Origin of the sequence: Roseospira goensis (assembly GCF_014197795.1) — a bacterium.
Lineage (GTDB): Bacteria > Pseudomonadota > Alphaproteobacteria > Rhodospirillales > Rhodospirillaceae > Rhodospira > Rhodospira goensis.
On the sequence record NZ_JACIGI010000002.1, the window covers coordinates 54810 to 80506 of the forward strand.

General features: G+C 71.0%; 23 protein-coding genes. 14 read left to right on the forward strand and 9 right to left on the reverse strand.

Annotation, left to right across the window (positions count from 1 at the left end; translation table 11 throughout):
* The first annotated feature begins 69 nt into the window (after nucleotides 1–69).
* From glpK to ald, 3 genes are all read left to right on the forward strand, one after another.
* The gene (gene glpK / locus GGD88_RS01295; protein WP_184431038.1) at nucleotides 70–1560 is read left to right on the forward strand and encodes a glycerol kinase GlpK; all 1491 of its coding nucleotides are present in this window, start codon (nucleotides 70–72) and stop codon (nucleotides 1558–1560) included.
* Nucleotides 1561–1738: 178 nt separating this feature from the next.
* Entirely contained in the window at nucleotides 1739–2374 is a 636-nt protein-coding gene (locus GGD88_RS01300) for a hypothetical protein (RefSeq protein WP_184431039.1), read from the forward strand.
* 192 nt (nucleotides 2375–2566) lie between these two features.
* Nucleotides 2567–3685: an alanine dehydrogenase gene (gene ald, locus GGD88_RS01305; RefSeq protein ID WP_184431040.1), complete on the forward strand. Its 1119-nt coding sequence runs from the start codon at nucleotides 2567–2569 to the stop codon at nucleotides 3683–3685.
* A gap of 34 nt (nucleotides 3686–3719) precedes the next feature.
* On the opposite strand, the gene GGD88_RS01310 is transcribed toward ald, so the two are convergent.
* The 3 genes from GGD88_RS01310 to GGD88_RS01320 all read right to left on the reverse strand — a co-directional run bounded on the left by GGD88_RS01310 (nucleotide 3720) and on the right by GGD88_RS01320 (nucleotide 6254).
* Complete coding sequence (locus GGD88_RS01310; RefSeq protein ID WP_184431041.1) at nucleotides 3720–4496, reverse strand: nucleotidyltransferase domain-containing protein; 777 nt, start codon at nucleotides 4494–4496, stop codon at nucleotides 3720–3722.
* Between the two features lie 67 nt (nucleotides 4497–4563).
* The gene (gene cobS, locus GGD88_RS01315; protein ID WP_184431042.1) at nucleotides 4564–5550 is read right to left on the reverse strand and encodes a cobaltochelatase subunit CobS; all 987 of its coding nucleotides are present in this window, start codon (nucleotides 5548–5550) and stop codon (nucleotides 4564–4566) included.
* Between the two features lie 122 nt (nucleotides 5551–5672).
* Nucleotides 5673–6254, reverse strand: coding sequence for a J domain-containing protein (locus GGD88_RS01320; RefSeq protein ID WP_184431043.1), 582 nt, complete (start codon nucleotides 6252–6254; stop codon nucleotides 5673–5675).
* A gap of 192 nt (nucleotides 6255–6446) precedes the next feature.
* Between GGD88_RS01320 and GGD88_RS01325 the strand changes: the two genes are divergently transcribed.
* The 3 genes from GGD88_RS01325 (at nucleotide 6447) to GGD88_RS01335 (ending at nucleotide 8546) form a co-directional block, all read left to right on the forward strand.
* A complete protein-coding gene (locus GGD88_RS01325) occupies nucleotides 6447–6803 on the forward strand; it encodes a BolA family protein (protein ID WP_184431044.1) in 357 nt (118 codons plus the stop codon).
* Nucleotides 6804–6890: 87 nt separating this feature from the next.
* Nucleotides 6891–7595 carry a fumarylacetoacetate hydrolase family protein gene (locus GGD88_RS01330; RefSeq protein ID WP_184431045.1) on the forward strand — a complete coding sequence of 235 codons (705 nt, stop codon included), beginning with the start codon at nucleotides 6891–6893 and terminating at the stop codon, nucleotides 7593–7595.
* A 375-nt stretch (nucleotides 7596–7970) separates the two neighbouring features.
* The gene (locus GGD88_RS01335; protein ID WP_184431046.1) at nucleotides 7971–8546 is read left to right on the forward strand and encodes a hypothetical protein; all 576 of its coding nucleotides are present in this window, start codon (nucleotides 7971–7973) and stop codon (nucleotides 8544–8546) included.
* Between the two features lie 31 nt (nucleotides 8547–8577).
* Here the strand turns inward: GGD88_RS01335 and phoU are convergent, their stop codons facing one another.
* The 4 genes from phoU to GGD88_RS01355 form a co-directional block, all read right to left on the reverse strand.
* A complete protein-coding gene (gene phoU / locus GGD88_RS01340) occupies nucleotides 8578–9324 on the reverse strand; it encodes a phosphate signaling complex protein PhoU (protein ID WP_184431047.1) in 747 nt (248 codons plus the stop codon).
* Nucleotides 9325–9467: 143 nt separating this feature from the next.
* Nucleotides 9468–9782, reverse strand: a complete 315-nt coding sequence (locus GGD88_RS01345) for a DUF1244 domain-containing protein (RefSeq protein ID WP_184431048.1) — start codon at nucleotides 9780–9782, stop codon at nucleotides 9468–9470.
* Between the two features lie 287 nt (nucleotides 9783–10069).
* A complete protein-coding gene (locus tag GGD88_RS01350) occupies nucleotides 10070–11305 on the reverse strand; it encodes an adenylate/guanylate cyclase domain-containing protein (protein ID WP_184431049.1) in 1236 nt (411 codons plus the stop codon).
* A gap of 63 nt (nucleotides 11306–11368) precedes the next feature.
* Nucleotides 11369–11851, reverse strand: a complete 483-nt coding sequence (locus tag GGD88_RS01355; RefSeq protein ID WP_184431050.1) for an LEA/WHy family protein — start codon at nucleotides 11849–11851, stop codon at nucleotides 11369–11371.
* A gap of 241 nt (nucleotides 11852–12092) precedes the next feature.
* Between GGD88_RS01355 and GGD88_RS01360 the strand changes: the two genes are divergently transcribed.
* From GGD88_RS01360 to GGD88_RS01370, 3 genes are all read left to right on the forward strand, one after another.
* Nucleotides 12093–13079 (forward strand): 2-hydroxyacid dehydrogenase, encoded by a 987-nt coding sequence (locus GGD88_RS01360; protein ID WP_184431051.1) that lies wholly within the window; start codon nucleotides 12093–12095, stop codon nucleotides 13077–13079.
* Between the two features lie 239 nt (nucleotides 13080–13318).
* On the forward strand, nucleotides 13319–13810 hold the full coding sequence (locus tag GGD88_RS01365) for a hypothetical protein (RefSeq protein WP_184431052.1): 492 nt from the start codon (nucleotides 13319–13321) through the stop codon (nucleotides 13808–13810).
* Between the two features lie 152 nt (nucleotides 13811–13962).
* Nucleotides 13963–14328: a hypothetical protein gene (locus GGD88_RS01370; RefSeq protein WP_184431053.1), complete on the forward strand. Its 366-nt coding sequence runs from the start codon at nucleotides 13963–13965 to the stop codon at nucleotides 14326–14328.
* Nucleotides 14329–14487: 159 nt separating this feature from the next.
* On the opposite strand, the gene GGD88_RS01375 is transcribed toward GGD88_RS01370, so the two are convergent.
* Complete coding sequence (locus GGD88_RS01375) at nucleotides 14488–14667, reverse strand: hypothetical protein (RefSeq protein ID WP_184431054.1); 180 nt, start codon at nucleotides 14665–14667, stop codon at nucleotides 14488–14490.
* Between the two features lie 167 nt (nucleotides 14668–14834).
* Here GGD88_RS01375 and miaA point away from each other — a divergent pair, with 167 nt between their 5' ends.
* The 4 genes from miaA to ilvC all read left to right on the forward strand — a co-directional run bounded on the left by miaA (nucleotide 14835) and on the right by ilvC (nucleotide 19480).
* Nucleotides 14835–15794 (forward strand): tRNA (adenosine(37)-N6)-dimethylallyltransferase MiaA, encoded by a 960-nt coding sequence (miaA, locus tag GGD88_RS01380; protein ID WP_184431055.1) that lies wholly within the window; start codon nucleotides 14835–14837, stop codon nucleotides 15792–15794.
* A gap of 173 nt (nucleotides 15795–15967) precedes the next feature.
* Nucleotides 15968–17728 carry an acetolactate synthase 3 large subunit gene (locus GGD88_RS01385; protein ID WP_184431056.1) on the forward strand — a complete coding sequence of 587 codons (1761 nt, stop codon included), beginning with the start codon at nucleotides 15968–15970 and terminating at the stop codon, nucleotides 17726–17728.
* 127 nt (nucleotides 17729–17855) lie between these two features.
* Nucleotides 17856–18380 (forward strand): acetolactate synthase small subunit, encoded by a 525-nt coding sequence (gene ilvN, locus GGD88_RS01390; RefSeq protein WP_246423493.1) that lies wholly within the window; start codon nucleotides 17856–17858, stop codon nucleotides 18378–18380.
* Nucleotides 18381–18460: 80 nt separating this feature from the next.
* A complete protein-coding gene (gene ilvC / locus GGD88_RS01395) occupies nucleotides 18461–19480 on the forward strand; it encodes a ketol-acid reductoisomerase (RefSeq protein ID WP_184431057.1) in 1020 nt (339 codons plus the stop codon).
* Nucleotides 19481–19921: 441 nt separating this feature from the next.
* Here ilvC and GGD88_RS01400 read toward each other — a convergent pair whose 3' ends face one another.
* A complete protein-coding gene (locus tag GGD88_RS01400) occupies nucleotides 19922–23470 on the reverse strand; it encodes an FAD-dependent oxidoreductase (RefSeq protein WP_184431058.1) in 3549 nt (1182 codons plus the stop codon).
* Between the two features lie 860 nt (nucleotides 23471–24330).
* On the opposite strand from GGD88_RS01400, the gene GGD88_RS01405 reads away from it, so the two are divergent.
* Nucleotides 24331–25548 carry a PQQ-dependent sugar dehydrogenase gene (locus GGD88_RS01405; protein WP_184431059.1) on the forward strand — a complete coding sequence of 406 codons (1218 nt, stop codon included), beginning with the start codon at nucleotides 24331–24333 and terminating at the stop codon, nucleotides 25546–25548.
* Nucleotides 25549–25697: the final 149 nt, after the last annotated feature.

Consider the following 25697-nt stretch of genomic DNA (forward strand, 5'->3'; position numbering starts at 1 on the left):
ACGCCCGGCCCCGGTCCGGGCGTCCGCGCGGCCCGTCTCCGCCCTCTCCCCACCCGAGGACCCGTCCCCATGGCCCGCCACATCCTCGCCATCGACCAGGGCACCACCAGCTCCCGCGCCATCGTCTTCGACGCCGACGGCCGCGCCGTCGCCAGCGCCCAGAAGGAGCTGACGCAGTACTTCCCCGCCGACGGCTGGGTCGAGCACGACGCCGTCGAGATCTGGACCGACACCCTGGCGGTCTGCCGCGAGGCCCTCGCCGCCGCCGACCTCGCCGCCGCCGACGTCGCCGCCATCGGCATCACCAACCAGCGCGAGACCGCCGTGCTGTGGGACCGCGCCACCGGCCAGCCGGTCCACCGCGCCATCGTCTGGCAGGACCGCCGCACGTCCGCGATGTGCCGCGAGCTGCGCGCCGGCGGCCACGAAAGCCTGATCCGGCGCAAGACCGGCCTGTTGATCGACCCCTATTTCTCAGCCTCCAAGGTGGCCTGGCTGCTGGAGCACGTCGACGGCCTGCGCGCCCGCGCCGAGGCCGGCGAGATCGCCTTCGGCACCGTCGACAGTTGGCTGCTCTACACCCTGACCGGCGGCGCCGTGCATGCCACCGACGCCACCAACGCCGCCCGCACGCTGCTGTTCGACATCCGCACCCACCGTTGGGACGACGACCTGCTGGCCCTGTTCAACATCCCGCGCGCGATGCTGCCGGAGGTGAAGGACAACGCCGCCGACTTCGGCTCCACCGCGCCCGATCTGCTGGGCGCTCCGATCCCGGTGGCCGGCATGGCCGGCGACCAGCACGCCGCCGTGGTCGGGCAGTGCTGCTTCGAGCCCGGCATGATCAAGTCGACCTACGGCACCGGCGCCTTCGCGCTCCTGAACATCGGCGACACCTTCGTGGAGAGCCGCAACCGGCTGCTGACCACGATCGGCTATCGCCTGGGCGGCCGCACCACCTACGCCATGGAGGGCGCCATCTTCGTCGCCGGGGCCGCGGTGCAGTGGCTGCGCGATGGCCTGGGGATCATCGCCACCGCCGCCGAGAGCGAGGCGCTGGCCCGGGAGGTCCCGGACACCGCCGGCTGTTACATGGTGCCGGCCTTCACCGGCCTGGGCGCGCCGTACTGGGACGCCGAGGCGCGCGGCGCCCTCATCGGCCTGACCCGCGACACCCAGCGCGCCCACATCGCCCGCGCTGCGCTGGAGGCGCAGGGCTACCAGACCCGCGACCTGATGGAGGCGATGACCGCCGACAGCGGCACCGCGCCGGTCTCGCTGCGGGTGGACGGCGGCCTGGTGGCCAACGACTGGGCCTGCCAGTTCCTGGCCGATATCCTCGATATCGACGTGGAGCGCCCGACGGTGATCGAGACCACGGCCCTGGGCGCCGCCTATCTCGCCGGGCTCCAGGTGGGGCTCTACGACGGTCTCGACGACCTCACCCACCGCTGGCGCCGCGACCGTCTGTTCGCGCCCGCCATGGCGGCCGGCGACCGCGAGCGTCTGTACGCCGGCTGGACCGCCGCCGTGCGCCGGGTCATGACGGAGCACCGCTGACGCGCGGGCGGTCCTGTCCGGATCTTGCGGCTGGGTTGATCGGATCGGGCACCTGGTTTGAGCGACGATCGTGCTACGGTAAGGCGGTTCGGCGTCGGCCCCGCAGGGCGCGTGCCGTGTGGATAGGTGCCGGTGGACGACCGAACGCATCGTCAGTCAACGCGTGGGAGGAGCAGCCATGAAACGCTTCACCGTTGTTATTGCCGCAGCCACCGCCCTTGCCGCGCTCGCCGTCCAGACCCCGGCCCTGGCGCAGAAGGGCATGGGCCAGACCGAGGGCGTGGTGCGCCAGGGCGCGGCCGTGGATCGGGTGGCGCTGTCCGGAACCGTTCAGGAGGTGCTGACGCAGCAGTGCGAGGCGACCACCGGTCGCGCAGGCGTTGGCGCCCACGTGCTGCTGGACACCGCCGACGGCCGCACCGTGAACCTGCACCTTGGCCCCGTTGCGGCGCTCCAGGATCTGCTCAACACCCTGGACGCCGGCGTTGCGCTCGACTCGGCCGCGTTCAAGACCGCCGCCATGCCGGCCGACACCTACGTGGCGCAGACGGTGACGGTTGCCGGGCAGACCTTCGACCTGCGCGACGACGGCCTGCGCCCGATGTGGCGGATCGCGCCGCGCGGCGGCATGGGCCAGGGGATGGCCCAGGGCATGGGCCGCGGCCAAGGCATGGGTCCGGGTCAGGGCATGGGTCCGGGTCAGGGCATGGGTCCGGGTCAGGGCATGGGTCCCGGTCAGGGCATGGGTCCCGGTCAGGGCATGGGTCCGGGTCAGGGCATGGGTCCGGGCAGCGGCGGCTGCTGGTGGTGGTAGCGCCGCAGCGCGGCGGTGTGATCCGACCCTGAGGAGGCACGGCGCCGGGCGGTTCGCCGCCCGGCCGTCGCCCGGGTTCCTGGGGCCGTGCCCGGTTGATAGACTGCGTCCTCCGGCGGCCGACGCGGCCCGTGGCGTCGCGCCGCTGGTTTCGTTGGATCGTTTCCCATGCGGTAAGGAGGGTTCTGTCTCATGCGCATCGGCGTGCCGAAGGAAATCAAGACCCACGAGTACCGGGTCGGCCTCACGCCCACGGCGGTTCGCGAGGTGTGCGCCCATGGCCACACCGTGCTGATCCAGACCGGGGCGGGGGCCGGCATCGACGCCGACGACGCCGCCTATCGCCAGGCCGGCGCGACCATCGCGGACACGGCCGAGGCGGTCTTCGCTGCCGCCGACATGATCGTCAAGGTCAAGGAGCCGCAGCCGGCGGAATGCGCGCTGATGCGCCCGGACCAGGTGCTGTTCACCTACCTGCATCTGGCCGCCGATCCCCCGCAGGCCCGGGCGTTGCAGGAATCAGGGTGTACCGCGGTGGCCTACGAGACGGTCACCGGCCCGCGCGGCGGCCTGCCGCTGCTGGCGCCGATGAGCGAGGTGGCCGGCCGCATGGCGGTCCAGGCCGGGGCGCACTGTCTGGAGAAGGCCCAGGGCGGGCGCGGCGTGCTGCTGGGCGGGGTGCCCGGGGTGCCGGCCGCCAAGGTGGTGATCCTGGGCGGCGGTGTCGTGGGCACCAACGCGGCGCGCATGGCGATGGGCCTGGAGGCCCATGTCACCGTCATCGACAAGAATGTGGAGCGCCTGCGCGCCCTCGACGAGCTGTTCGGCGCGCGCATCAGCACCCTGTACGCCACCGTCGATGCCATCGAACAGGAGGTGCTGTCCGCCGACCTGGTGGTCGGGGCCGTCCTGGTGCCGGGCGACAGCGCGCCCAGGCTGGTGTCGCGCGCCATGGTCGGGCGCATGCTGACGGGCGCGGTGCTGGTCGACGTGGCCATCGACCAGGGCGGCTGTTTCGAAACCAGCCGCGCCACCACCCACGACCGGCCCACCTACGAGGTCGACGGCGTGGTGCATTACTGCGTCGCCAACATGCCCGGCGCGGTGGCGCGCACCTCGACCTATGCGCTCAACAACGTCACGCTGCCGTTCGTGCTGGCGCTTGCCGACAAGGGGCCGACGGCGGCCCTGCGCGACGATCCGCACCTGCGCGCCGGCCTGAACGTGATGGCGGGCAAGCTGACCCACGACGGCGTCGCCCACGCTTTGGGCGAGAGCGCCACCGCGGCCGAGACGATGCTGGCGGCCTGAGCGACGAGGGCGGCCGGGGACGGGCGGGTCATCGTCATGCCGCGCCGATGATGGTGTGGAAGAGATGCTCCGCCTCGCGCCGCGTTCGACTCTGTTGCTCCGGGCCGGGAGCGGCCCAGCGTTGCCACTGGGGATCGTCCAGCACGTCGCGGATCCAGTGGTCGAGAGCGGCGATGCGCGGGCCGGTGCCCAACTCGTTGGTTCGCGACTTGGCCTTTTTCAGGTCTTCGATCGCGGCCCGGACCGGTGCCGGTACGTTCAGACCTGCCATCAAGGCGTCCAGCGCCATCGGGGGCGGCGCGCCGGTCTCGACGACCCAGCGCAGGCACAGGCAGGGGCGAATGGCATAGAAGTATTTCTTGAGACGAACCGTCTCTCGATCGGCCAAACCAGACCGCCAGTTGGTGGCGGCGGTGCTGGCGTAGGCGTGGGCCAGGGTGCGGGGCGCCGCGTGGCGGTCGAACAGGGCGCGCGCTTCGGTCTGGAACGTCCCGGAGTCCTCATAGACGATGGGCGAACGGAGCCACTCGGACAGGGCCGGGTTGGTCTTCAGAAGCAGCCGCAGGGCCTTGCGCACATCCCAGCCGGCGAGGTCGATGAGATGGGCGTCAAGAGGCGCCTCGATCACATCGCGGCCGGGATCCAATCCCAGGTACCAGCGCAGCGGCCGAGCGTAGATGAAGCGGACGTCGTAGTCGCTGTCCGGTGACGGAAAGCCCCAGGCCCGGCTCCCGGACTCGGCGGCGAAGAGAACGCGCACATCTTCGGTGCGCTCCACCTCCTGGAGGCGCGACCGTATGCGCGCCCTCATGGCCGTTGACACGGACGGGGCGGTGTCCGTTCGCGCGGGCTCGGTCACTGGGGCTGCGCCTCCGCCCTCACGTCACCGTCAGGTTGGCCGCGCTTTCCTTCAGCTCGGCCCCGAAGCAGCGCTGGTAGTATTCGGCGATCAGCGGCCGTTCGGTCTCGTCGCACTTGTTCAGGAACGTGACCCGGAAGGCGAAGGCGACGTCGCCGAAGATGGTGGCGTTCTCGGCCCAGGTCAGCACCGTGCGCGGGCTCATGACGGTCGAGATGTCGCCGTTGATGAAGCCGTTGCGGGTCAGGTCGGCGACCGCGACCATCTGGCCCAGCAGCTTGCGGCCCTCGGGTGTGTCGTACTCGGGCCGCTTGGCGGCCGAGATCTCCACCTCGGCGTCGTGCTCCAGATAGTTCAGGGTGGCGACGATGTTCCACCGGTCCATCTGGCCCTGGTTGATCTGCTGGGTGCCGTGGTACAGGCCGGTGGTGTCGCCCAGGCCGACGGTGTTGGCGGTCGCGAACAGGCGGAACGACGGGTGCGGGCGGATCACCTTGTTCTGGTCCAGCAGGGTCAGGCGGCCTTCGACCTCCAGCACGCGCTGGATCACGAACATCACATCCGGGCGGCCGGCGTCGTATTCGTCGAACACCAGCGCGCAGGCATGCTGCAACGCCCACGGCAGGATGCCCTCGCGGAACTCGGTCACCTGAAGGCCGTCGCGCAGCACAATGGCGTCCTTGCCGACCAGGTCGATGCGGCTGACGTGGCTGTCCAGGTTGACGCGGATGCACGGCCAGTTCAGGCGCGCGGCCACCTGCTCGATGTGGGTCGACTTGCCGGTGCCGTGATAGCCCTGGATCATGACCCGGCGGTTGTGGGCGAAGCCCGCCAGGATGGCCAGCGTGGTGTCGCGGTCGAACCGGTAGTTGGGGTCGAGGTCGGGCACGTGCTCGCTCTTCTGGGAGAAAGCGGGCACGCGCATGTCCGAATCGATGCCGAAGGCCTCGCGCACCGAAACCGCGGTATCGGGGGTGTCGAGGTGGGGCTCGGCCGGGATGTCCATGGGGGTCCTCGTCTCGCGGGGTCTCGAAAAGGTGGGCGGAGCGTACTGCAAAGCGCGACGCGCTGGGAACCGGTTTTGCCGTCGGTTGCCGGCGGGGCCGCCGGCGGTCGGGCCGGCGCGGGTCAACTGTCGACGACGGCCAGCAGGACCTTGTACGCCTCGTTGACGCGCTTGAATCGCTCCTCGGCGTGCTTGTCGCCGCCGTTGGCGTCCGGGTGGAAGCGCTTCACCAGGGTCCGGTAGCGCGCCCGCAGGTCGTCCCGGCTCAGCGGCCAGTCCAACTCCAGTTCGCGCAGCGCCCGGGCCTCGCGGCTGTCGCGCGGGAACGGTGATGCGGTCTCGCGCTCGGTCGCGCCGCCGCCCGGGGCGTGGGCGAACAGACCGAGCGGGTCATGCAGGGCGTCGGCGTCGAACCGTCGCGGGCCGTGCCCGCCGCGGCCGCCCATGGGCCAGGTCGGCCGGTCCCAGATGGTCGAGGTCCGCACCTGCTGCTCGATCTCATCCGGGTTCATCCCGGCATAATAGTTCCAGGCCTTGTTGTACGCCCGAACGTGTTCCAGGCAGAAGGTATAGTAGCTGCCGAGGCTGCGGTCCTTGGGGGCGCGGTACTCGCCGGCGGCCTCGCATCCGGGCACCTCGCACACGGGGGTCCGCGGCGCCGCGGCGAACCCGTCGCCAAAGCCGGCGAAGTCGTCCAGCTCCATCACGGGGTCGGGCCGGCGGCGCCGGGCGGTGGCAGCGCCTTGCGCGCCTGTTTTCCGTCCGTGAGCGACCATGCCCCTACTATGGTGTCGGGCCGGGCCGCTGGCAAGCGTGGGCAGGGCCGCTCGATGGCTTGATCCGCGCTCGGGCCGGCGCCATATCCGCGCCGAGCGAAACGAACCGGAAGGCCCGCCATGACTGCCGCCCTCAGCTATCGCGACCGCATTGAGGCCAAGCTGACCGAGGGCCTGGCCCCGGCCGCCCTGCGGGTCGTCGACGACTCGCACAAGCACGCCAGCCACGGCCCGCGCCTGGCGGCTCTCGCCGAGGCCGGCGGGGCGCACGGTCACGCCCCCCTTGATGGCCAGGGCGAAACCCACTTCCGCGTCGAGATCGTGGCGGCGGCCTTCGCCGGCAAGTCGCGGGTCCAGCGTCATCGTATGGTCAACGCCCTGCTGACCGACGAGTTGCGCGAGCGCGTGCATGCCCTGGCCATCAAGGCCCGCACGCCGGAGGAGGCCGCGGCGGCGCCGCCGCGCGCCCGCGCCTGAGGTGCCGACGCGCCCCCGCGCTCGTTGGCGATTCCCCCCGGGAGGACCGTCCGCTATGGTGTATCCGCCGTAGCCAGGAGCGCCGCGATGTCCACCTTCGTCATTCCTCCGCACCCCACCACGAGCCTGCCGGTTGCCGGCGAGACCGGCCGCTTCCCGGTGCGCCGGGTGTTCTGCGTCGGCCGCAACTACGCCGACCATACCCGCGAGATGGGGGGCGACCCGCGCACCCAGCCGCCCGTCTTTTTCACCAAGCCGGCCGATGCCGTCCGGCCCGAGGGCGGGACCATCCCGTACCCGCCCGCCACGGAAGAGCTGCACCACGAGGTCGAGCTGGTGGCGGCGCTCAAGGGCGGTGGCCGTGGCATCCCGGTGGCGCGCGCGCTGGGCGCGGTGTACGGCTACGCCGTCGGCATCGACCTGACCCGCCGCGACCTCCAGGCTCGGGCCAAGGCCGCCGGGGAGCCCTGGGACGCCGCCAAGGGCTTCGACCTGGGCGCGCCGGTGGGGGTGGTGTCGCCGTGCGAGAGCCTGGACGGCCACCCGACGCAGGGCCGCATCCAACTGTCGGTCAACGGGCAGGTCCGACAGAGCGGCGACCTGTCGCAGATGATCTGGTCGGTGGCGGAGATCATCCATCACCTGTCGGGCCTGTGGGAGCTGCGCCCGGGCGACCTGATCTTCACCGGCACGCCGTCGGGCGTGGGCGCCTGCGGTCCCGGCGATCATCTGGAGGCGGTCATCGCCGGGCTGGCCTCGCTGGAGGTGACGCTGGTCCCGCCGCGCCATTAGCACGGATCGCACCCCGTCGTGATCATGTCGTGGATCACGACGAGGTGCGCGACTCCCACTTCGGACGATCGGCTGTCCTAAGAGCGGAACGCCCGAATATGGAATCGCATGGTGATTTCGAATTCGGGCGTTCCGCTCTGAAACCAAACAGATCGCGCCGATTCACGCTCGAAATCGGCCCCACCCCGGTGGTTCCGATTTCGAGCGATCGGCGCTAACGTGCGTGACCCTGGGGGGCTCCGGGGTTCGTGGCGCGGACGGCGTGACGGGCGGCAAGCCCCGGCGCTGTCTGGGGACGATGCGGGCGTTCGGGTGCGGTCGGATCCTGTGTCGGACGAGCGCTCGCGCCGCGCTTGCCCATCGAGGGAGGTGGTCATGACCCGGTCCTGGCGTTGGGGGGCCGTCCTCGGCCTGGTGGGGGCGGTGGCGATCGGAGCGGCGGCCGTGGCCCAGAGCGTGCGGGAGCGCACGCCGGCCGATCTGACGGTGCGCTTCGAGGAGCGCCTGGGCGCCGATCTGTTCCACATCGAGAACACTGGCACCTGCGAGGCGGTGGTGACCGCCGTGACCATCGACCTGCGCGGGGCCGGGGGCGCGCTGGTGTTCGACACCGAAACCGGCGGCGGCGGGGTCGGGACCGCGTATCCCTTCGTGACCCTGGAGGGCGCCGACAGGATCGTGGCGGCCGAGGGCGGCGCGGACGGCGGCCACATCCTGACGCTGACGTTGAACGGCCTGGGGCGCGGCGAAAGGGTCGTGCTGTCCATCGACGTGGACGAGCAGGGCCGCGCCGGCGCACCGGGGCTGACGCAGATCCACGGCACCCAATTCGAGAACGGCACGGTGACCGCCACGCTGGTCAGCCCGGGCGGCACCGAGGCGGTGCACGCCGGGCGCTTCGACGGGGCCGGCTGGGCCTTCGTCAATCCCCGCCATTGCGCGCTGTCGTGACGGGTGTCGCGGCGGTTCGCTCGCGGTCCCGTCAGGTCTCGTGCGGCGGCGCGGCGCGGTCGTCCAGGCCGGCGAAGCTCGTCAGGTCGTGCTTGGGGCGGGCGTGGCCCAGGGTCTCGCCCGTGACACGGTAGCAGGCCAGTTCGGCGATGTTGGTGGCCTGGTCGCCGATGCGCTCCAGGTTCTTGGCCACGAACAGCAGGTGGCTGCACACGCCGATGTCGCGCGGGTCCTCCATCATGTAGGTCAGCAGTTCGCGGAACAGGCTGGAGTGCACCGCGTCCACCTCCGCGTCGGCCTGCCACACCGCGTGCGCGGCCGCGGTGTCGCGCGTCAGGTAGGCCCGCACGCTGCGCCGCATCAGGTCGCCCACCATGCGGCCCATGCGCTGCACGGACGCGCCGCTGCGGCCCGGCGGCGGGGCGTGCTCGGCGATGCCGCGGCGCGCGGCACCGGCGGCGTAGTCGCCGGCCCGTTCCAGCATGGTCGCGCAGCGCAGGCCCGCGACCACGCTGCGCAGGTCGTCGGCCTTGGGCTGGCGCAGCGCCAGCATGCGCACGGCCTGTTCATTGACGCGCTGTTCCAGGGCGTCGACCGCGGCATCGGCGGCGGACACCGCGGCGGCGCGGTCGGCGTCGTGGTCGGCGAGGGCCGCCAGGGCCTCGGTCAGGTTGGCGTCGATGCGGGCGCCCATCTCTTCGAGCGTGCGGTCCAGCGCCGACAGTTCGGCATCGAAGGAGCGGACGATGTGGGGATCGGGCAGGGGAGCGTCGGCCATGACAGGAGCCTCCGGCGCACCGGCGGGCGGGGGTGGGGCGGTCGGGGTCGCGGAGGCGACACCCGCACGACCCAATCCCTATAGCAGACCGCCGGAGTGTTGAAAAACGATTGCCGCCTCCGGACAAGCGGCGGCGGCGGCCGTCAACCCCGACTGATCGCCGAATGCAGCGGCGTCGTCTCCTCGTAGGCCCGCTGCTGGGCCGGCGTGGCCGCGGTCTGATGGCGCGCCTTCCAGTCGGCATAGGGCATGCCGTAGACCCACGCCTGCGCCTCGTCCTTGCTCAGGTCGGCGCCGCGCTCGTCGGCCGCGGCCTTGAGCCATTTCCACAGGCAGTTGCGGCAGAACCCGGCGAGCGTCATCAGGTCGATGTTCTGCACGTCGGTGCGCCATTGCAGATGGGCGACCAGGGCGCGGAAGGCGGCGGCTTCGATCTCGGTGCGGGTGGCGGGGTCCATGGCGGCGGCCTCCGGGTGGGGTCGGGGATGAGCGGGACCGGGCGGCAGGGCCCGGCCGTCTGGCATGTGGGGCAGGCCGGGAGGGAATGGAACCGGCGGTCGGCCCGGATGAGCGCCCGTGTGGCTGGAGCGCAAATGATAATCGTTTGCAATTCTGGTCCGCGTCCGTTACCCCAGAGGCTCCCGGATCGAGGAACAGGAGGGCCTTCCCATGATGATCTGGCGCGGGCTGTCGGCGGCGGACCTGGTTGAGGCGATGCGCGCGGCCGAACCCCCGGCGGGCTCCGTCACCGCGACGCCGGCGCGAACACCGGCACCGGCGCCTCCAGCCCCCGCAGGGCGTGGTGGCCGAGATCCCGCCACGGTCCCGGATGGCGCCGGCGGACGGCGTCGCTGACCACGATGGTCTCGCCCAGGCGCTTGCTCAGGCCCTCGATGCGGGCGGCGATGTTGGCGGCGGTGCCGATCACGGTGAATTCGAGGCGTCTTTGGACGCCGATGTTGCCGTAGGTGACGCGCCCGACGTGCAGCCCGATGCCATGGGCGAGGGCGGGCAGGGCGAGCCCCGCCCGCTCGTCGTTGTAGTCGGCCATGCGGGCGCGGGCGTCCAGGGCGGCCTCCAGGGCGGCGCGCGGCGGGGCCGGGTCGGCGGCCGCGGTGTCGTCGGCGGCGAACGGGAAGATGGCGAGCGCCGCGTCCCCGATGTAGCGCAGCACCTCGCCGCCGTGGTCCAGCACGGCCCCGGCCATGCAGTCGAAGTAGCCGTTGAGGGTTTCCAGGAAACAGCCGGCGTCCATGGATTCCGCCAGCGGGGTCGAGCCGCGCAGGTCGGAGAACCAGATCACGGCCTGGAGGGTCTCGCCGTCGCCGCGGCGCACCTTGCCGTCCAGCACCCGTGCGCCGGACTGGCGCCCCAGGTAGGTTTCGAGCAGGGTCAGCGAGGTGTGGCGCAGGGCCTGGATCTCGACGATGCGTGCCAGCACCGGCATGGCATCGTCGATGACGGCCAGCGCCGGCGCCTGGAAGCCGTCCGGCTCGCGCGTGGCGAAGGTGATCGCGCTGCCGCGCCCGTCCCCGAACGGCAGCGACAGGGCCAGGTAGTCGGTGAAGCCCTCCGCGGCCAGGTCCGCGAGGATCGGATAGTCCAGTCGGCGCGCCGGCCCCGCGAGGCGGCGCCGGATGGTGGTGCCCGGATTGTCCATCAGGTCGCGGAAGGGGCTCAGGAGGAAGGCGTCCTGTTCGAGCAGGGAGAAGGCCCCCTCGCGCCGCTCGACCGCGGCGCCGGGCTGCCACAGGAACGCCAGGCTGAACACCTGTGGATGCAGCAGCCGCACCGCAAGATTGATGCGGTCGACCGGCACCGCCATGTCGCGCAGCAGCGGCCCCAGCCCGGCCAGCAGGTCCTCGGGGGAGTCGCGGCGCCAGCCGGTTTCCAGCAGCCAGCTCAGGACGGCGTTGCGCCGCCAGCTCTCGCCGTAGGGCGCGACCGGGCCGAGCGCCCGCGCCGCCGACTCTCCATCCATCGCCTCTGCCTCCGGTGCGGGTCGGGAGACGACCCGCCGGCGGACGCGGCGCGGCGGGTCGTGTCAGCGGGTGGTCAGGGTGGGGACGCCGCCGCCGGACAGCACGTTGAGCGACCCCGTCTTGCGGAACGGTACCGGCTCGTTCTGGAAGCGCCCGACGAAGGCTTCGCCGCTCAACACATAGTCCACGGTCCCCCGGTTGCCCAGGGCCAGCACCTGCTGGACCAGCTCCAGGGAGCCGATCTGGGCGCGCACCGGCACCGTCTGCGTGGACAGCCGCGGCACCGTCAGCGTCTCGTTGGAGTAGCCGCGCGCCAGCGGGCGACCGTTCAGCTCGACCGCGGCGCGCATGCCGGTGATCGGCATGTCGCGGGTGTTCGGGTTGGTGACCGACAGCAGCAGGTCGACGTCCTGCTGGAGCAGGCCGGCCTCGATGAAGCGGACGTCGCGCAGGGCGACCTCGGGCGGGGCCAGGTCGCCGGGGGCGGCGCAGGCGGCGAGCGGGAGGGCGGCGACGGCGGCGAGGGCGGCGCGGCGGGACAGCATGGCGGGCTCCTGTGAGGGGGGACAGAGTCAGGGGGACGGGGGCGACCGCCTTTTAGACCGAGCGAAGGTGACCAAAATACGGTAAAGCGCATCCCGGGTCGCGATCCCGCGCCCAGGGCGCGCCGTTGGTTTCTGGACAGGTGGGCCGGCAACCGGCTACACATACGCGACGTTCTCCATCTGCCCGACCTGCGGGTCTGTCCCCCCGACCGCCCCCCTTCACCGGAGAGGAAGAGGCCGCATGCCGACGTCCAAGCCCCTCGTTGTGGTCACGCGCAAGCTCCCCGAGGCGATCGAAACGCGGATGGCCGAGCTGTTTCGCGTCCAGCTTAACCTGGATGATCATCCGTTCAGCCGCGAGGACCTGGCGGCGGCCATGGCCGAGGCGGATGTGCTGGTGCCCACGGTCACCGACCGCATCGACGCGGCGGTGCTCTCCCAGGCCGGGCCCAATCTGCGCCTGATCGCCAACTTCGGGACCGGCGTCGACCACATCGACGTCGCCTCGGCACATCAGCGCGGCATCACGGTGACCAACACACCGGACGTGCTGACCGAGGACACCGCCGACATGACCATGGCACTGATCCTGGCGGTGCCGCGCCGGCTGGTGGAGGGCGAGCGGCTGCTGCACTCCGGCAAGTGGACCGGCTGGTCGCCGACCCACATGCTGGGCCACCGCATCTGGGGCAAGCGGCTGGGCATCGTCGGCATGGGCCGCATCGGCCAGGCGGTGGCGCGGCGCGCGCGCGGCTTCGGCATGGCGATCCACTACCACAACCGCCGCCCCGTGCACGCGGACATCGAGGCCGAGCTGGAGGCCACCTACTGGGACAGCCTGGACCAGATGCTGGCGCGCATGGACGTCATCTCGATCCACTGCCCGCACACGCCGGCCACGTACCATCTGTTGTCGGGCCGCCGGCTGCGGCTGCTGCATCCGACGGCCTACATCGTCAACACCGCGCGCGGCGAAGTGATCGACGAGAACGCGTTGGTGCGCATGCTGACGAACGGTGAGCTGGCCGGGGCCGGCCTGGACGTGTTCGAGCACGCGCCGGCTGTCAACCCGAAGCTGCTGGCGATGGACAATGTGGTCGCCATCCCGCACATGGGCTCTGCCACCATCGAGGGCCGCATCGACATGGGCGAGAAGGTGCTCATCAACATCAAAACCTTCACCGACGGTCACCGGCCGCCGGACCGCGTGCTGCCCAACCTGATCTGAGCCGCCCCGCCCGAAACGGCGGGGATCGGGCGGCGCCCGGCGGCGCGGGTGTCGGTGGGGGGGCGTGCCGGCCCGGTCGTCGTTGCGGTCTCGTGGCAGCGGCGTATAGTCGGATCAAGGGGACCGTGGGGAGTCCCGGCACGGCCGTGCCGGGCTGGATCGGACCGGACCGGCGTGGCAGCCCCGGCGGTACGTCGGCCAGGAGGCTGCGGGCAGCAGGCTGGGGGCGGGAGGCTGGCATGATCCTGAACGCGCTCTCCCCGGGCTACCCGAAGCTCAAGGAGTTCGTCTCCCGACAGCTCTACGCCCGCGCCACGACCAACCGGCGCACCTGGGCGGCGTTCCTGAAGTACAGCGAACTGAGCGACGCGAAGGCCCGGGCGGCGCTGACCGACGGCACGCTGCCGCGCCTGAAGATCGAGCAGATGCCCGGCGCCAACGGGCGCTTCCGGGGCAGCACCGATCCCGACGCCATCGAACTGGCCAAGGCGGTGGCCGATACCTTCGAACACAACGCGACGGATCCCGACTGGCAGCTTCTGGTCGAGTCGACGATCCTGCACGAACTGGTGCACTGGGGCGACTGGAAGGACGGCAAGGACCAACCCGGCGAGGAAGGCAAGGCGTTCGAACGGGCCGCCTACGGCCGTGACGTCAACCGTCCGGTGAAGAGGACCAGGGCGACGGCCGCTCACCCAGCGAGTTGCGGTACGCCGACCTGCCGGCGGTGAGGACGCGGGCACCCCGGCGGCGCGACCCGCGACCGCCGACGGCCGCCGCGCGGGTCGTGGCGCGGGTCGTGGCGCGGGCCGCGCTGGGACTTGGAGTGGCGCTGGGCCTGGGGCTGGTGACCGCCTGCAGTCCGGCGCCGAGGGAGACCGACATGACACAGGCATCCGTGGGGCCGCTGTTCGAGCAGGCCGTGATGCACGAAAGCGTGCAGCCCTATTTCCACATCGGGGCGCAGCCCCGCCGGCTGCCGGTCACCGTGCATAACACGACCGACCTGGGTCTCGGCCCGTTCAGCCTGTTCGGCCGCCCGGTCGTGATCCGCGAGGGATCCGCCGAGGTGCGGGTGGGGGCGACGGACGATCAGAACATTCTGATGGTGGATGCCCTGGAGTTGGGCGACGACCGCGCGCACCTGCGCTTCCGGCACGTGGTCGAGGGCGTGGTGGTCGAGGCCGACTACAGCCGCCGCGACGGCGACGGCTGGACCCTGACCCGGCTGGAGGCCTACGAGGAGTAGAGGCGCGCCCGCGGCCGCGACCTGAAGCCGATTGCGACAAACCGGACTCGCGGCGCGATTACGGTTCGTCGCGATAATAGGCTGTAAAATCAATAATGTAGAGCCGATTCACATTCGAAATCGGACCGCATCGGCGGTTCCGATTTCGAACAATCGGCTCTACACCTTGGTCAGGTCGAGGCGGCGGTTGATGCGGTCCACGTCCGCCCGCAGGCGGTCGATCTGGGCCTGGAGATGGGCCTCGGTCTCGGCGTGACTACCCAAGTCCTGCCGGATGCGAGCCTGCCCAGACTCCAACCGGGTGAGACGCAGGAGCGCTTCCTCCAGCTTTTCCCCCATGGCGTCGGACTTCGCGTCCAGACGGCGCAGATAGACCAGCAGAGATAGACCAGCAGACTGGTGTCGGGCTCGTCGCTCATGGGCGTGTCCTCCGCTCTGGCGTGGCGGACCCTGCGCCCAGTATATGGCGCTGGCCGATCCGCCCTCAACGCGCCAGTCTGACCCGCATGAGCCACCCACTCTCCCCCCTGATCCTCCTCGCCGGCCCCACCGCCAGCGGCAAGTCCGCCCTCGCGCTGGCGCTGGCCGAGGCCTTCGACGGCACCGTGATCAACGCCGACAGCCTGCAGGTGTATCGTGACCTGCGGATCCTGTCGGCGCGGCCGACGCCGGACGACGAGGCCCGCGTGCCGCATCGCCTGTACGGGGGGCTCGACGGCGCCGAGGTGTGCTCGGCGGCGTGCTGGGCGGAGATGGCCGCCGAGGCGGTGCGCGAGACGTGGGCGGCGGGGCGGGTGCCGGTGCTGGTGGGCGGCACCGGGCTGTACATGGCGGCCCTGACCGAGGGCTTGGCGCCCGTCCCGGACATCCCGCCGGAGATTCGCGCCGCCGCCCGCGCGCGCCTCGCCGCCGAGGGCAACGCGGCCGTTCACGCCGCCCTGGCGGCGCGCGACCCGGTGATGGCCGCGCGCCTGGACCCCGGCAACACCCAGCGCCTCGCGCGGGCCTGGGAGGTGCTGGAGGCCACCGGCCGCTCGCTGGCGTGGTGGCAGGCGCAACCGCGCCGGGCGCCGCCGCTGGCGGCCCGCACCCTGACGCTGGTGCTTGATCCCGACCGCGAGGCCCTGCGCGCCGCGATCGACGCCCGCGTGCACGCCATGATCGCTGCCGGCGCGCTGGACGAGGTGCGGGCGCTGCTGGCCCGCGGCCTGCCGCCCGACCGCCCGGTGATGAAGGCGGTGGGGGGTCCGGATCTGGCCGCCCACCTGCGCGGCGAGATCGACCTGGACACCGCGGTCGCGCGCATGCAGGCGGCCAGCCGCCAGTATGCCAAGCGCCAGCGCACCTGGTTGCGGGGCCAGACGACGGCCGACGCCGTCTTGTCCAGCCCCGATGGTGTGAAATTTTCGGAAAGACTGACGGCGCAAACCTTTGCAATCGTTCGCCGGTTTTTGTTGACCGGGTAAGGGGCACGGACTACGGTGACGCTCCCCCGCGCCGTCGCCGTCTGGCGGCGCGAGCGGGTCGGCTCGCCCGTGCGGCCCGTTGGCCAGCCGCCATGCGTGCCGAGCCGCCCCCGGCGGGGCTTCTGTTCCACTCCCGTCCGACACCTTCCGTCTGACACCGAAGGATGCGCACCATGTCAGAGACGCAGCTCACCGGCGCCGATATCGTCCTCAAGGCTCTGGCGGACCAGGGCGTAGAGGTCATTTTCGGGTATCCGGGCGGCGCGGTACTGCCGATCTATGATGCGCTCTTCAAGCAGAACCGGATCCGTCACGTGCTGTGCCGCCACGAACAGGGCGCCGTGCACATGGCGGAGGGCTATGCCCGCTCGACCGGCAAGGTCGGCGTGGTGCTGGTCACCTCCGGTCCGGGCGCGACCAATGCGGTCACCGGCCTGACCGACGCGCTGATGGACTCCGTCCCGGTGGTCTGCCTGACCGGTCAGGTGCCGACCTTCCTGATCGGCAACGATGCCTTCCAGGAGGCCGATACCACCGGCATTACGCGTCAGTGCACCAAGCATAATTACCTGGTGAAAGAGTCCGACAAGCTGGCGCGGACCATCCATGAGGCGTTCCTGGTCGCCAACACCGGCCGGCCGGGGCCCGTGGTCGTCGACCTGCCCAAGGACATCCTGATGGGCAAGGCGCCCTATATCCCGGCCGCGCGGGTCAAGCACCGTTCCTACCGGCCGCAGGTCAAGGGCGACTTCAAGCTGATCGAGAAGGCCGTGGAGATGATGGGCACGGCCGAGAAGCCGCTGTTCTATATCGGCGGTGGCGTTGTCAACTCCGGTCCCAACGCGAGCAAGCTGCTGACCAGCTTCGTGCGCTCGACCGGGTTCCCGATCACCAGCACCCTGATGGGCCTGGGCGCCTATCCGGCCTCGGACCAGCAGTTCCTGGGCATGCTCGGCATGCACGGGACCTACGAGGCCAACATGGCGATGCACGACTGCGACGTCATGATCTGCATCGGCGCACGCTTCGACGACCGGGTGACCGGCCGGCTGGATGCGTTCGCGCCCAACTCGCGCAAGATCCACGTCGACATCGACCCGTCGTCGATCAACAAGAACGTGGCCGTCGACCTCGCCATCGTGGGCGACGTGGCCCATGTGGTCGAGGACATGATCCGGGTCTGGAAGTCGCGCCAGGTGCGCCCGACCCAGAAGGCGCTGGCCGCCTGGTGGGGCCAGATCGACACCTGGAAGGCGCGCAACTGCCTCGCCTATCGGGACACCGACAGCGTCATCAAGCCGCAGTACGCCATCCAGCGCCTGTACGAGCTGACCAAGGACCGCGATACCTACATCACCACGGAGGTGGGCCAGCACCAGATGTGGGCGGCGCAGTTCTACAAATTCGAGGAACCGAACCGCTGGATGACCTCCGGCGGCCTGGGCACCATGGGCTACGGGTTCCCGTCCGCGATCGGGGTGCAGGTGGCCCATCCGGAGTCGCTGGTCATCGACATCGCCGGCGAAGCCTCGTTCCTGATGAACCTGCAGGAGATGGGCACGGCGACGCAGTACCGGCTGCCGGTCAAGGTGTTCGTGCTCAACAACCAGTACATGGGCATGGTGCGCCAGTGGCAGGAGCTGCTGCACGGCAGCCGCTACTCCGAGAGCTACAGCGATGCCCTGCCGGACTTCGCCAAGCTGGCCGAGAGCTTCGGCTGGCTGGGACTGGTGGTGGACAAGCCCGGCGACCTCGACGCCGCCATCACGGCCATGATCGACAGCGACAAGCCGGTGCTGATGGACGTGCACGTGGACCCGTCGGAGAACTGCTACCCGATGATCCCGTCGGGCGCGGCGCACAACGAGATGCTGCTCGGGCCGGAAGACGGCGCCGGGACCAAGGTCTCCGATCACGGCATGGTGCTGGTCTGATCCGGCCGTCCCCCCGGCCCGGCCGGGCCGGGGCGCGGACGGCGGACCGCCGGCGAGATCCGAGCGCGCCCCCGGGGCGGGGCCGGGTCCCGCCGACCGGCGTCAAGACAACAGGAAAACAAGGGTCATGTCTTACCTCATGATGACGCAGCAGGACATCCGCACCCATACCATCGCCGTGCTGGTGGACAACGAGGCGGGCGTCCTGGCGCGCGTGATCGGGCTGTTCTCCGGGCGCGGCTACAACATCGAGAGCCTGACCGTCGCCGAGGTCGATCCCGGCGAGAAGCTGTCGCGCATCACCCTGGTCACCTCCGGCACGCCGATGGTGATCGAGCAGATCAAGGCCCAGCTCGGCCGCCTGGTGCCGGTGCGCAAGGTCTCCGACCTGACGGTGGAGGGGCCGTCGGTGGCGCGCGAGCTGGCGCTCATCAAGGTCGTGGGCACCGGCGAGAAGCGCGTGGAGTCCCTGCGCATCGCCGACATCTTCCGCGCCAACGTGGTCGACAGCACCAACGAGTCCTTCGTCTTCGAGATCGTCGGCAAGACCGACAAGCTCGATGCCTTCATCAAGCTGATGGAGCCGCTCGGCCTGGCCGAGATCAGCCGCACCGGCGTGGCCGCCATCGCCCGCGGCAACGCGCCGCTGTAGGCCGGCCGGCGCCCCCCGCGCGGCCTTGCGTCCGCATCCTGTTACCGCTACCGCGACATCATCCCAGGGAACCAAGAACCATGCGCGTGTATTACGACCGTGACGCCGATGTGAACCTCATCAAGAGCAAGAAGATCGCCATCGTCGGCTACGGCAGCCAGGGCCATGCCCACGCCCTCAACCTGCGCGACTCCGGCGTGGCCGAGGTGGCCGTGGCTCTGCGCGAGGGCTCGTCCAGCCGTAAGAAGGCGGAGGCCGAGGGCCTCAAGGTCATGACCCCGGCCGAGGCCGGCGCCTGGGCCGACGTGGTGATGATCCTCACCCCCGACGAACAGCAGGCCGACCTGTACCGCGACCACCTGGCCGGCACCATGAAGGAGGGCGCTGCGATCGCGTTCGCCCACGGCCTCAACATCCACTTCAGCCTGATCGAGCCGCGTCCCGACCTCGACGTGTTCATGGTGGCGCCGAAGGGCCCGGGCCACACCGTGCGCTCCGAGTACGTGCGCGGCGCCGGCGTGCCCTGCCTGATCGCGGTGGCCCAGAACGCCTCCGGTAACGCCCATGAACTGGGCCTGTCCTACGCCTCCGCCATCGGCGGCGGCCGCTCCGGCATCATCGAGACCAGCTTCCGCGAGGAGTGCGAGACCGACCTGTTCGGCGAGCAGGCGGTGCTGTGCGGCGGCCTGACCAGCCTGATCCAGGCCGGCTACGAGACCCTGGTGGAGGCCGGCTACGCGCCCGAGATGGCCTACTTCGAGTGCCTGCACGAGGTGAAGCTGATCGTGGACCTGATCTACGAGGGCGGCATCGCCAACATGCGCTACTCGATCTCCAACACCGCCGAGTACGGCGACTACACCTCGGGGCCGCGCGTCATCACGGACGACACCAAGGCCGAGATGAAGCGGATCCTGGAGGACATTCAGACCGGCCGCTTCACCAGCAAGTGGATCCAGGAGTGCAAGGCCGGTCAGCCCGAGTTCAAGGCCACCCGGCGCCTGAACGCCGAACACCCGATCGAGGAGGTGGGCGAGAAGCTGCGGGGCATGATGCCGTGGATCGCCGCCAACCGCCTGGTGGACAAGGCGAAGAACTAGCGCCGATCGCTCGAAATCGGAACCACCGGGGTGGGGCCGATTTCGAGCGTGAATCGGCGCGATCTGTTGGTTTCAGAGCGGAACGCGCGAATTCGAAATCACCATGCGAGTCCGTATTCGGGCGTTCCCCTCTAGGACGGACGTCGGCGGCGCCCACGCCCGTCTCTTCTGTCGTGCGACCCCGCGCCCCGGCGCGGGGTCGTTCGCGTTGCAGCCGATGACGACACACCGGGCTCGCGGCGCGATTTCGGTTTGCCGCCATCGGCCGCGACTCACACATCCAGGGCGGAGTCACGCGATCCGCGCTCCGGCCCTACATTGAGCGCGATCCGCGCTCCGGCCCTACATTGAGCGCGATCCGCGCTCCGGCCCTACATTGAGCGCGATCCGCGCTCCGGCCCTACATTGAGCGCCATCCGCGCTCCGGGCCGCCCGGCCCGGCTATTCCGCCGCCTGGTCGGCGCGCGCCCCCAGGGTGTGCAGGCAGCGGTCGATCCAGGCCGCGGTGAGCTTCTCCTGCGCCGTGTTCTGGCCCAGCCGCTCGTGCAGCGCCTTGAAGTCCACCGTGTCCAGCGACTGGTCCTGATTGAAGCACGAGAACACGATGGTCTGCCGGCCGGTGACCGGATCCACGTGCGGCTGCAGGCACTGGGCGCAGATTTCCTTCATCATGCACTGCATCGGGCTGTTGATGGAGCCGATGCCCAGATTGCCCGGCTTCAGGAACGGCGCCAGCACGTCGTGGCGGGCCGTGCCCACGGCCTGCATCATGCGGTCCGATCCGATGGCGATCACCCGGTCGACGTCGGACAGTGGCACGGTGGTCTCGCCCAGGGTGCCGTCGCCGTAGGCCACCATGGCCTGCACGATGTTGCCGACGAAGGCCTTGTCCTGCGGCCGCGCCGGCGTGAAGCCCGGCCCCTCGTCGCAGCACCACACCACCACGTCGGCGGCGTCGTGGATATCATCGACCTTGAAGCGGTCGCGCATGGCCTTGTAGCCGGCGAAGTACAGCACCTTCGAGCCGGCCGCCCGCAGCGCCGTGCCGATGGAGAACAGCACCGCGTTGCCGAGGCCGCCGCCGGCCAGCAGCACGGTCTCGCCCGCCGGGATCTCGGTCGGCGCCCCGGTCGGCCCCATCACCACCACCGGCTCGCCCGGCTTGAGCAGGGCGCACAGGTCGGACGAGCCGCCCATCTCCAGCACGATCATGGACAACAGGCCGGCCTCGCGGTCGACCCAGGCGCCGGTCAGCGCCAGCCCCTCCATCGCCAGCAGGGTGCCGTCGGCGTGGGGTGCGAAGCGTTCGAAATTCTGCAGGCGGTAGAACTGGCCGGGATGGAAGCCCTGGGCCGCCAGGGGCGCGCGCACCACCACCTCGACGATGGTCGGCGTCAGCCGCTCCACGCTGTGCACCACCGGGCGCAGCGCCGCGTTGAGGCGCGCGAAAAGGCGGTCGCGCGCTTCCGTCCCGGCGGGGCGGCGGTCGAGCGCGCGGCTGATCACCGGATAGGCGCGCAGGGCCGAGGCAAAGGCGGTCACCACGTTGCCGGCGAACGACGGGTGCAGGTCGCCGAGAAAGCTCATCGAGGTGCCGTCGTCGTTCACCGCCATCAGCACGTCGGCCTTCGCGGGCTTGGCACGGCGCTCCGGCGAGACCGGGGCGCCGGTCTCGTCGACGGCCTGGAAGAACTTGCCGTCAAGGGCGAACTGGCCCTCGTGCTCCCGCGCCAGGGTGGTGTTGGGCACGGTGCCGGCGGCGACGATGATGGAGCGCGCCGGGATGGTGCGGCGCTCGCCGGTCTCGCGGTGCTCCACCAGCAGGCCCTCGGCGTGGCCGAAGCGGTCCAGTTCCACCCGCACCGGGCTCCACAGCTCGGCGACGGTGATGCCCTCCTCCAGGGCCTTCTCCACCTCTTCGTGGTTGTTGCGGTAGGCCGGGGAGTCGGTCAGGCGGCGGCGGTAGACGATGCCGGAGCCGCCCCAGGACTGGAGCAACTCGCGGATCCGGGGCTCGCGGCCCTCGGCGGCGGCCGCCGCGCGTTCGGCCCGGATCGCCCGGCCGTGCGCCAGGAACTCGTCCATGATGGTGCGCTCTTCCTCGCTCCAGCGGGCGCGCACCGCCGCCTCGCCGCGCTCGGCCACCAGGGCCTCGTGACGGGCGAGGATCTTCTCCACCTGCACCGGGTAATAGGCCAGCGCCTCGGTGGTGGCGTCCACGGCGGTCAGGCCGCCGCCGATCACCACCACGGGCAGGCGCAGTTGCAGGTTGGCGACGCTGTCGGCGCGCGCCGCCCCGGTGAGCTGCAACGCCATCAGGAAGTCCGACGCCTGGCGCACGCCGCGGGCCAGGCCGTTCTCCATCGGGACGATGGTCGGCTTGCCGGCGCCCATGCACAGGGCGACGTGGTCGAAGCCCATCGCATAGGCCGCCTCGGGCGGCAGGGTGCTGCCGTAGCGCACGCCGCCGATCATGGCGAACTCCGCCCGGCGTTCCAGCAGCAGCCGGATGACGGTGAGGAAGTTCTTGTCCCAGCGCACCGTGATGCCGTACTCGGCCACGCCGCCGAAGCCTCCCATGACGCGGCTCTCCAGCGGCTCGCGCAGCGCCTCGACGTCGCGCACCGGTGTGAAGGGGACGCGGGTGCCCAGCGCATCGACGCCGGACAGGGCGGGGTCCAGCGGTTCGATCTTCAGGCCGTCGATGCCCACGACATCGTGGCCGTCGTTCATCAGGTGATGGGCCAGCGAGTAGCCGGCCGGCCCCAGCCCGACCACCAGCACGCGCTTGCCGGTGTCCGGGCGCGGCAGTGGGCGGCGGATGTTCAAAGGGTTCCAGCGGGTCAGCAGGCTGTAGACTTCGAAGCCCCAGGGCAGCGCCAGCACGTCCTTGAGAATGCGGGTCTCGGCCTCCGGGATGTTCACCGGGTCGCGCTTCTGCTTCTGATAGATGCAGGCGACCATGCAGTCGTTGCAGATGCGGTGCCCGGTGCCGGCGCACAGCGGGTTGTCGATGGTGATGATGCCGAGCGCGCCGACGAAGCCCCCCTTCGTCTTGGCCTCGTGCATCTCGCTGATCTTCTCCTCCAGCGGGCAGCCCAGCATCTCGCGGCCTAGGGCGTTGACCTGGACGGCGCCGGTCTTGCGGTCCTTCAGGCCGGTCGAGCAACTGTCGTTGCCCTGGTGGTGGCAGAAGATGCAGTAGTGTGCCTCGTCGAGGCCCTTGACCAGATCGGCCCCCGGGTCGGTCAGGGCGAAGCCTTCGCGCCGGCGCTGGTGGTGGGCCGGCAGCCGCACCCGGGGCAGGGCGCCGTCGGGGTCCGCCTCCAGCGGGATCAGCGCCATCGGGTCGTTCTTCTTCGGCTGCTTGAACAGCACGCCGTCGGCACTGCGGGCGCGCCCTTCCGGCGTCAGCCCGGCCCAGGCGGCGAACCGCATCGCCAGGTCGAGGTCGTCGGCGTGGGCGGCCTCGTCCTCCATCCAGGCCATGACCTGGTCGGCGAACCGGGTCTCGGTCACCGGGCCGCCCAGGCGCGCGGCCAGATCCGCTTCCAGGGCCGGGCCGTCGAGGGCTGCGGCGGCGTCCGGCTTGACCTTCTTGAAGGCGATGCGCTGCACGAACAGGCGCTTGCAGGCGAACAGCACGGCGAGGCGGTCGTGCTCCGCCGCCTTCGCCCGGATCGCGGCGCCGATGCCGAACAGGAGGCCGAGAAAGTCCTCAAGATGCGGCGCCAAATCGAGAATCAGCGCGGATTCGGCCTTCCGGTCGAGGGTGTCCGGCGCCTGCCGCGCCGCCGCGAGGCGATCGGCGAGGCCGGCGTCGGTGCCGCGCAGGTGGTCGAGAAAGGCCGCGTCCACCCGGGCCAGCCCGCCCTTGTCGTACAGGGCGGCGAAGTCCAGGCCGAAGCCGAGGGTCAGGGCAGTCGTGTCGGCCGGACCGGGCTCCGGGGTCTCGGCCTGTAGGGCGGGGCGCGGAAGGCTGTCGTCCATGGGGGTTCCGATGTCTGCCTGTCGTCAAGACTATGAAGCGCCCCGGCGTGCTGCCGACGGCACGGGCGGGCGAACCGGTCCCGCCGCGACGGTCCGGTCCGGCCGGCCCGTCACGCATCGGCCAGGCACACAGGGGCGACGCGCGGCCACGCGGGGGCGCATTGACACGCGGGGGCGCATTGAGCGGGTCACGTAAGGGTGCGCGCGCCCGCGCACAAGGGAGCCCGGCCGTTCGGTCGTGGCACCGCGGTCCCGGCGTGGGTGTTCTGCCACAGCCGTTGGGCCAGGGAAACGAAGAATATGGCCCGGTCGGGACCGGAGCCCGCCCAGGAACCTCCATACAGGAGCCTCCACACAGGAGCCTCCACAAGAGAACGGGACGCGCCGCCCACAGCGACCGTCCCGTTGAAGTCTGTCCAGGTTAGGGATACGGAGGACACCGCTCAACCCGACGAGCAGTGGCAGGGGACCGCGTTCGACCTGGGCCCCGTCAGGTCCGACCACCATCGGAACCACCACCATGCGGCCGGTCTACCGCCGCCGCCCCGGACCCCTCCGCAGCGCGGCGCCCTCGCGGCCGCATGTCCATCTGACCCTGGAACCGTACCACGCGAGCGGAGGGGGGCGAGGTGCGCATCGGATTGTCATCCTTTGTTGACACCCGGGCATCGAAGGGGGGAGGTGCGGCTGCTCCATCGGGACGAGGCAGCCCGGGGCAGTCCGGGCGGTTTCGCGGGTCGGTGGCCGGGGCCCCACCCTTGAGCGGGCCGGGGCGCGCGGCCACATCACGAGGACCGGCCCCTCCGGGCCGCGCGACGATACACGGCCCATCCGGGCCTCGCCTGCGCAGGAGACCGCCGATGACACCCGTCCGTCCGCCGCGCGTCCGGCCGCGTCGCCGCAGGTCGCCGCCCGCGCGGTCCGTGCCGTCGATCTGGGTCGCGATCCCGCTCCTGGCGGCGCTCGTCGGCCTGGGGGCACCGGCGGCGGCCGCGCCACTGTCTGCCGGCGAGAGCCGGACGGTGGAGTCGGCGCAGCAGACCTTTACCGTCGAGGTGCTGACCGACCACCTGTCGTATCCCTGGGGCATGGCGTTCCTGCCCGATGGCGCCGCCCTCATCACCGAGCGAAACGGCACCCTGCGGCTGTGGGTGGACGGGGCGCTGGACCCGCGTCCGGTGGCCGGCGTGCCCGAGGTGTGGGCGTCGGGGCAGGGCGGCCTGCTCGACGTGCTGGTGCATCCGGACTACGCCGAGACCGGCTGGATCTACCTGTCGCTGTCGCAGCCGGCCGGCTGGGGTCAGGCCCACACCCGGGTGGTGCGGGCGGTGTTCGACCGCGAGGCCCACACGTTGCGCGCCGTGACGGTGATCGTGGACGCCACGCCGTCGTCGCGCGGCGGCCGCCATTTCGGCTCCCGGCTGGCGATCGGCGGCGACGGCAAGCTGTACATCACCACCGGCGAGCGCGGTGACCGTCCGCGCGCCCAGGCGCTCGACGACCTGGCCGGCAAGGTGCTGCGCCTGAACCTGGACGGCTCCGTGCCCGAGGACAATCCGTTCGTCGACCGCCCGGATGCCCGGCCCGAGATCTTTGCGCTCGGCACCCGCAACGCCCAGGGCATCGCCGTGCATCCCGAAACCGGCGCCGTCTGGTTCCAGGAGCACGGCCCGCGTGGCGGCGACGAACTCAATGTGGCGGAGGCGGGGGCCAACTACGGCTGGCCGGTCGTCACCTACGGCATCAACTACAGCGGCACGCCGATGGGAGAGGGCACGCACAAGCCCGGGATGACACAGCCGCTGTACTACTGGGACCCGTCCATCGCCCCGTCGGGGATGCTGATCTACGACGGTGGTGCGTTCCCGGACTGGCGCGGCGACGTCTTCATCGGCGCCCTGAAGTATCAACTGGTCGCGCGCCTGGAGATGGACGGCACCACGGTGGTCGAGGAGGAACGCCTGCTGGAGGGCGCTTTGGGCCGCATCCGGGCGCTGGAGCAGGGGCCGGACGGGGCGATCTACATCCTGACCGACACCGCCGACGGACGGCTGGCGCGGCTGCTGCCGGCGCGCTGACGGCGGCGTGACGGTCCATCCCGCGGGCGCCGGCGCCGGTGGTCCCCTCAGAGGGGCGGGCCATGACGACTGGCCCCACAGCGCGGCGGGACTTATACTGCTGCGGGTCCGGGTCGTTGCGCTCTGTCGGCGATGCCCGGTGCGGCATC

Coding starts and splice junctions, on each gene's coding strand:
- glpK (WP_184431038.1), top strand. CDS start 70: ATGGCCCGCCACATCCTCGCCATCGACCAGGGCACCACCAGCTCCCGC.
- GGD88_RS01300 (WP_184431039.1), top strand. CDS start 1,739: ATGAAACGCTTCACCGTTGTTATTGCCGCAGCCACCGCCCTTGCCGCG.
- ald (WP_184431040.1), top strand. CDS start 2,567: ATGCGCATCGGCGTGCCGAAGGAAATCAAGACCCACGAGTACCGGGTC.
- GGD88_RS01310 (WP_184431041.1), bottom strand. CDS start 4,496: ATGAGGGCGCGCATACGGTCGCGCCTCCAGGAGGTGGAGCGCACCGAA.
- cobS (WP_184431042.1), bottom strand. CDS start 5,550: ATGGACATCCCGGCCGAGCCCCACCTCGACACCCCCGATACCGCGGTT.
- GGD88_RS01320 (WP_184431043.1), bottom strand. CDS start 6,254: ATGGAGCTGGACGACTTCGCCGGCTTTGGCGACGGGTTCGCCGCGGCG.
- GGD88_RS01325 (WP_184431044.1), top strand. CDS start 6,447: ATGACTGCCGCCCTCAGCTATCGCGACCGCATTGAGGCCAAGCTGACC.
- GGD88_RS01330 (WP_184431045.1), top strand. CDS start 6,891: ATGTCCACCTTCGTCATTCCTCCGCACCCCACCACGAGCCTGCCGGTT.
- GGD88_RS01335 (WP_184431046.1), top strand. CDS start 7,971: ATGACCCGGTCCTGGCGTTGGGGGGCCGTCCTCGGCCTGGTGGGGGCG.
- phoU (WP_184431047.1), bottom strand. CDS start 9,324: ATGGCCGACGCTCCCCTGCCCGATCCCCACATCGTCCGCTCCTTCGAT.
- GGD88_RS01345 (WP_184431048.1), bottom strand. CDS start 9,782: ATGGACCCCGCCACCCGCACCGAGATCGAAGCCGCCGCCTTCCGCGCC.
- GGD88_RS01350 (WP_184431049.1), bottom strand. CDS start 11,305: ATGGATGGAGAGTCGGCGGCGCGGGCGCTCGGCCCGGTCGCGCCCTAC.
- GGD88_RS01355 (WP_184431050.1), bottom strand. CDS start 11,851: ATGCTGTCCCGCCGCGCCGCCCTCGCCGCCGTCGCCGCCCTCCCGCTC.
- GGD88_RS01360 (WP_184431051.1), top strand. CDS start 12,093: ATGCCGACGTCCAAGCCCCTCGTTGTGGTCACGCGCAAGCTCCCCGAG.
- GGD88_RS01365 (WP_184431052.1), top strand. CDS start 13,319: ATGATCCTGAACGCGCTCTCCCCGGGCTACCCGAAGCTCAAGGAGTTC.
- GGD88_RS01370 (WP_184431053.1), top strand. CDS start 13,963: ATGACACAGGCATCCGTGGGGCCGCTGTTCGAGCAGGCCGTGATGCAC.
- GGD88_RS01375 (WP_184431054.1), bottom strand. CDS start 14,667: ATGGGGGAAAAGCTGGAGGAAGCGCTCCTGCGTCTCACCCGGTTGGAG.
- miaA (WP_184431055.1), top strand. CDS start 14,835: ATGAGCCACCCACTCTCCCCCCTGATCCTCCTCGCCGGCCCCACCGCC.
- GGD88_RS01385 (WP_184431056.1), top strand. CDS start 15,968: ATGTCAGAGACGCAGCTCACCGGCGCCGATATCGTCCTCAAGGCTCTG.
- ilvN (WP_246423493.1), top strand. CDS start 17,856: ATGTCTTACCTCATGATGACGCAGCAGGACATCCGCACCCATACCATC.
- ilvC (WP_184431057.1), top strand. CDS start 18,461: ATGCGCGTGTATTACGACCGTGACGCCGATGTGAACCTCATCAAGAGC.
- GGD88_RS01400 (WP_184431058.1), bottom strand. CDS start 23,470: ATGGACGACAGCCTTCCGCGCCCCGCCCTACAGGCCGAGACCCCGGAG.
- GGD88_RS01405 (WP_184431059.1), top strand. CDS start 24,331: ATGACACCCGTCCGTCCGCCGCGCGTCCGGCCGCGTCGCCGCAGGTCG.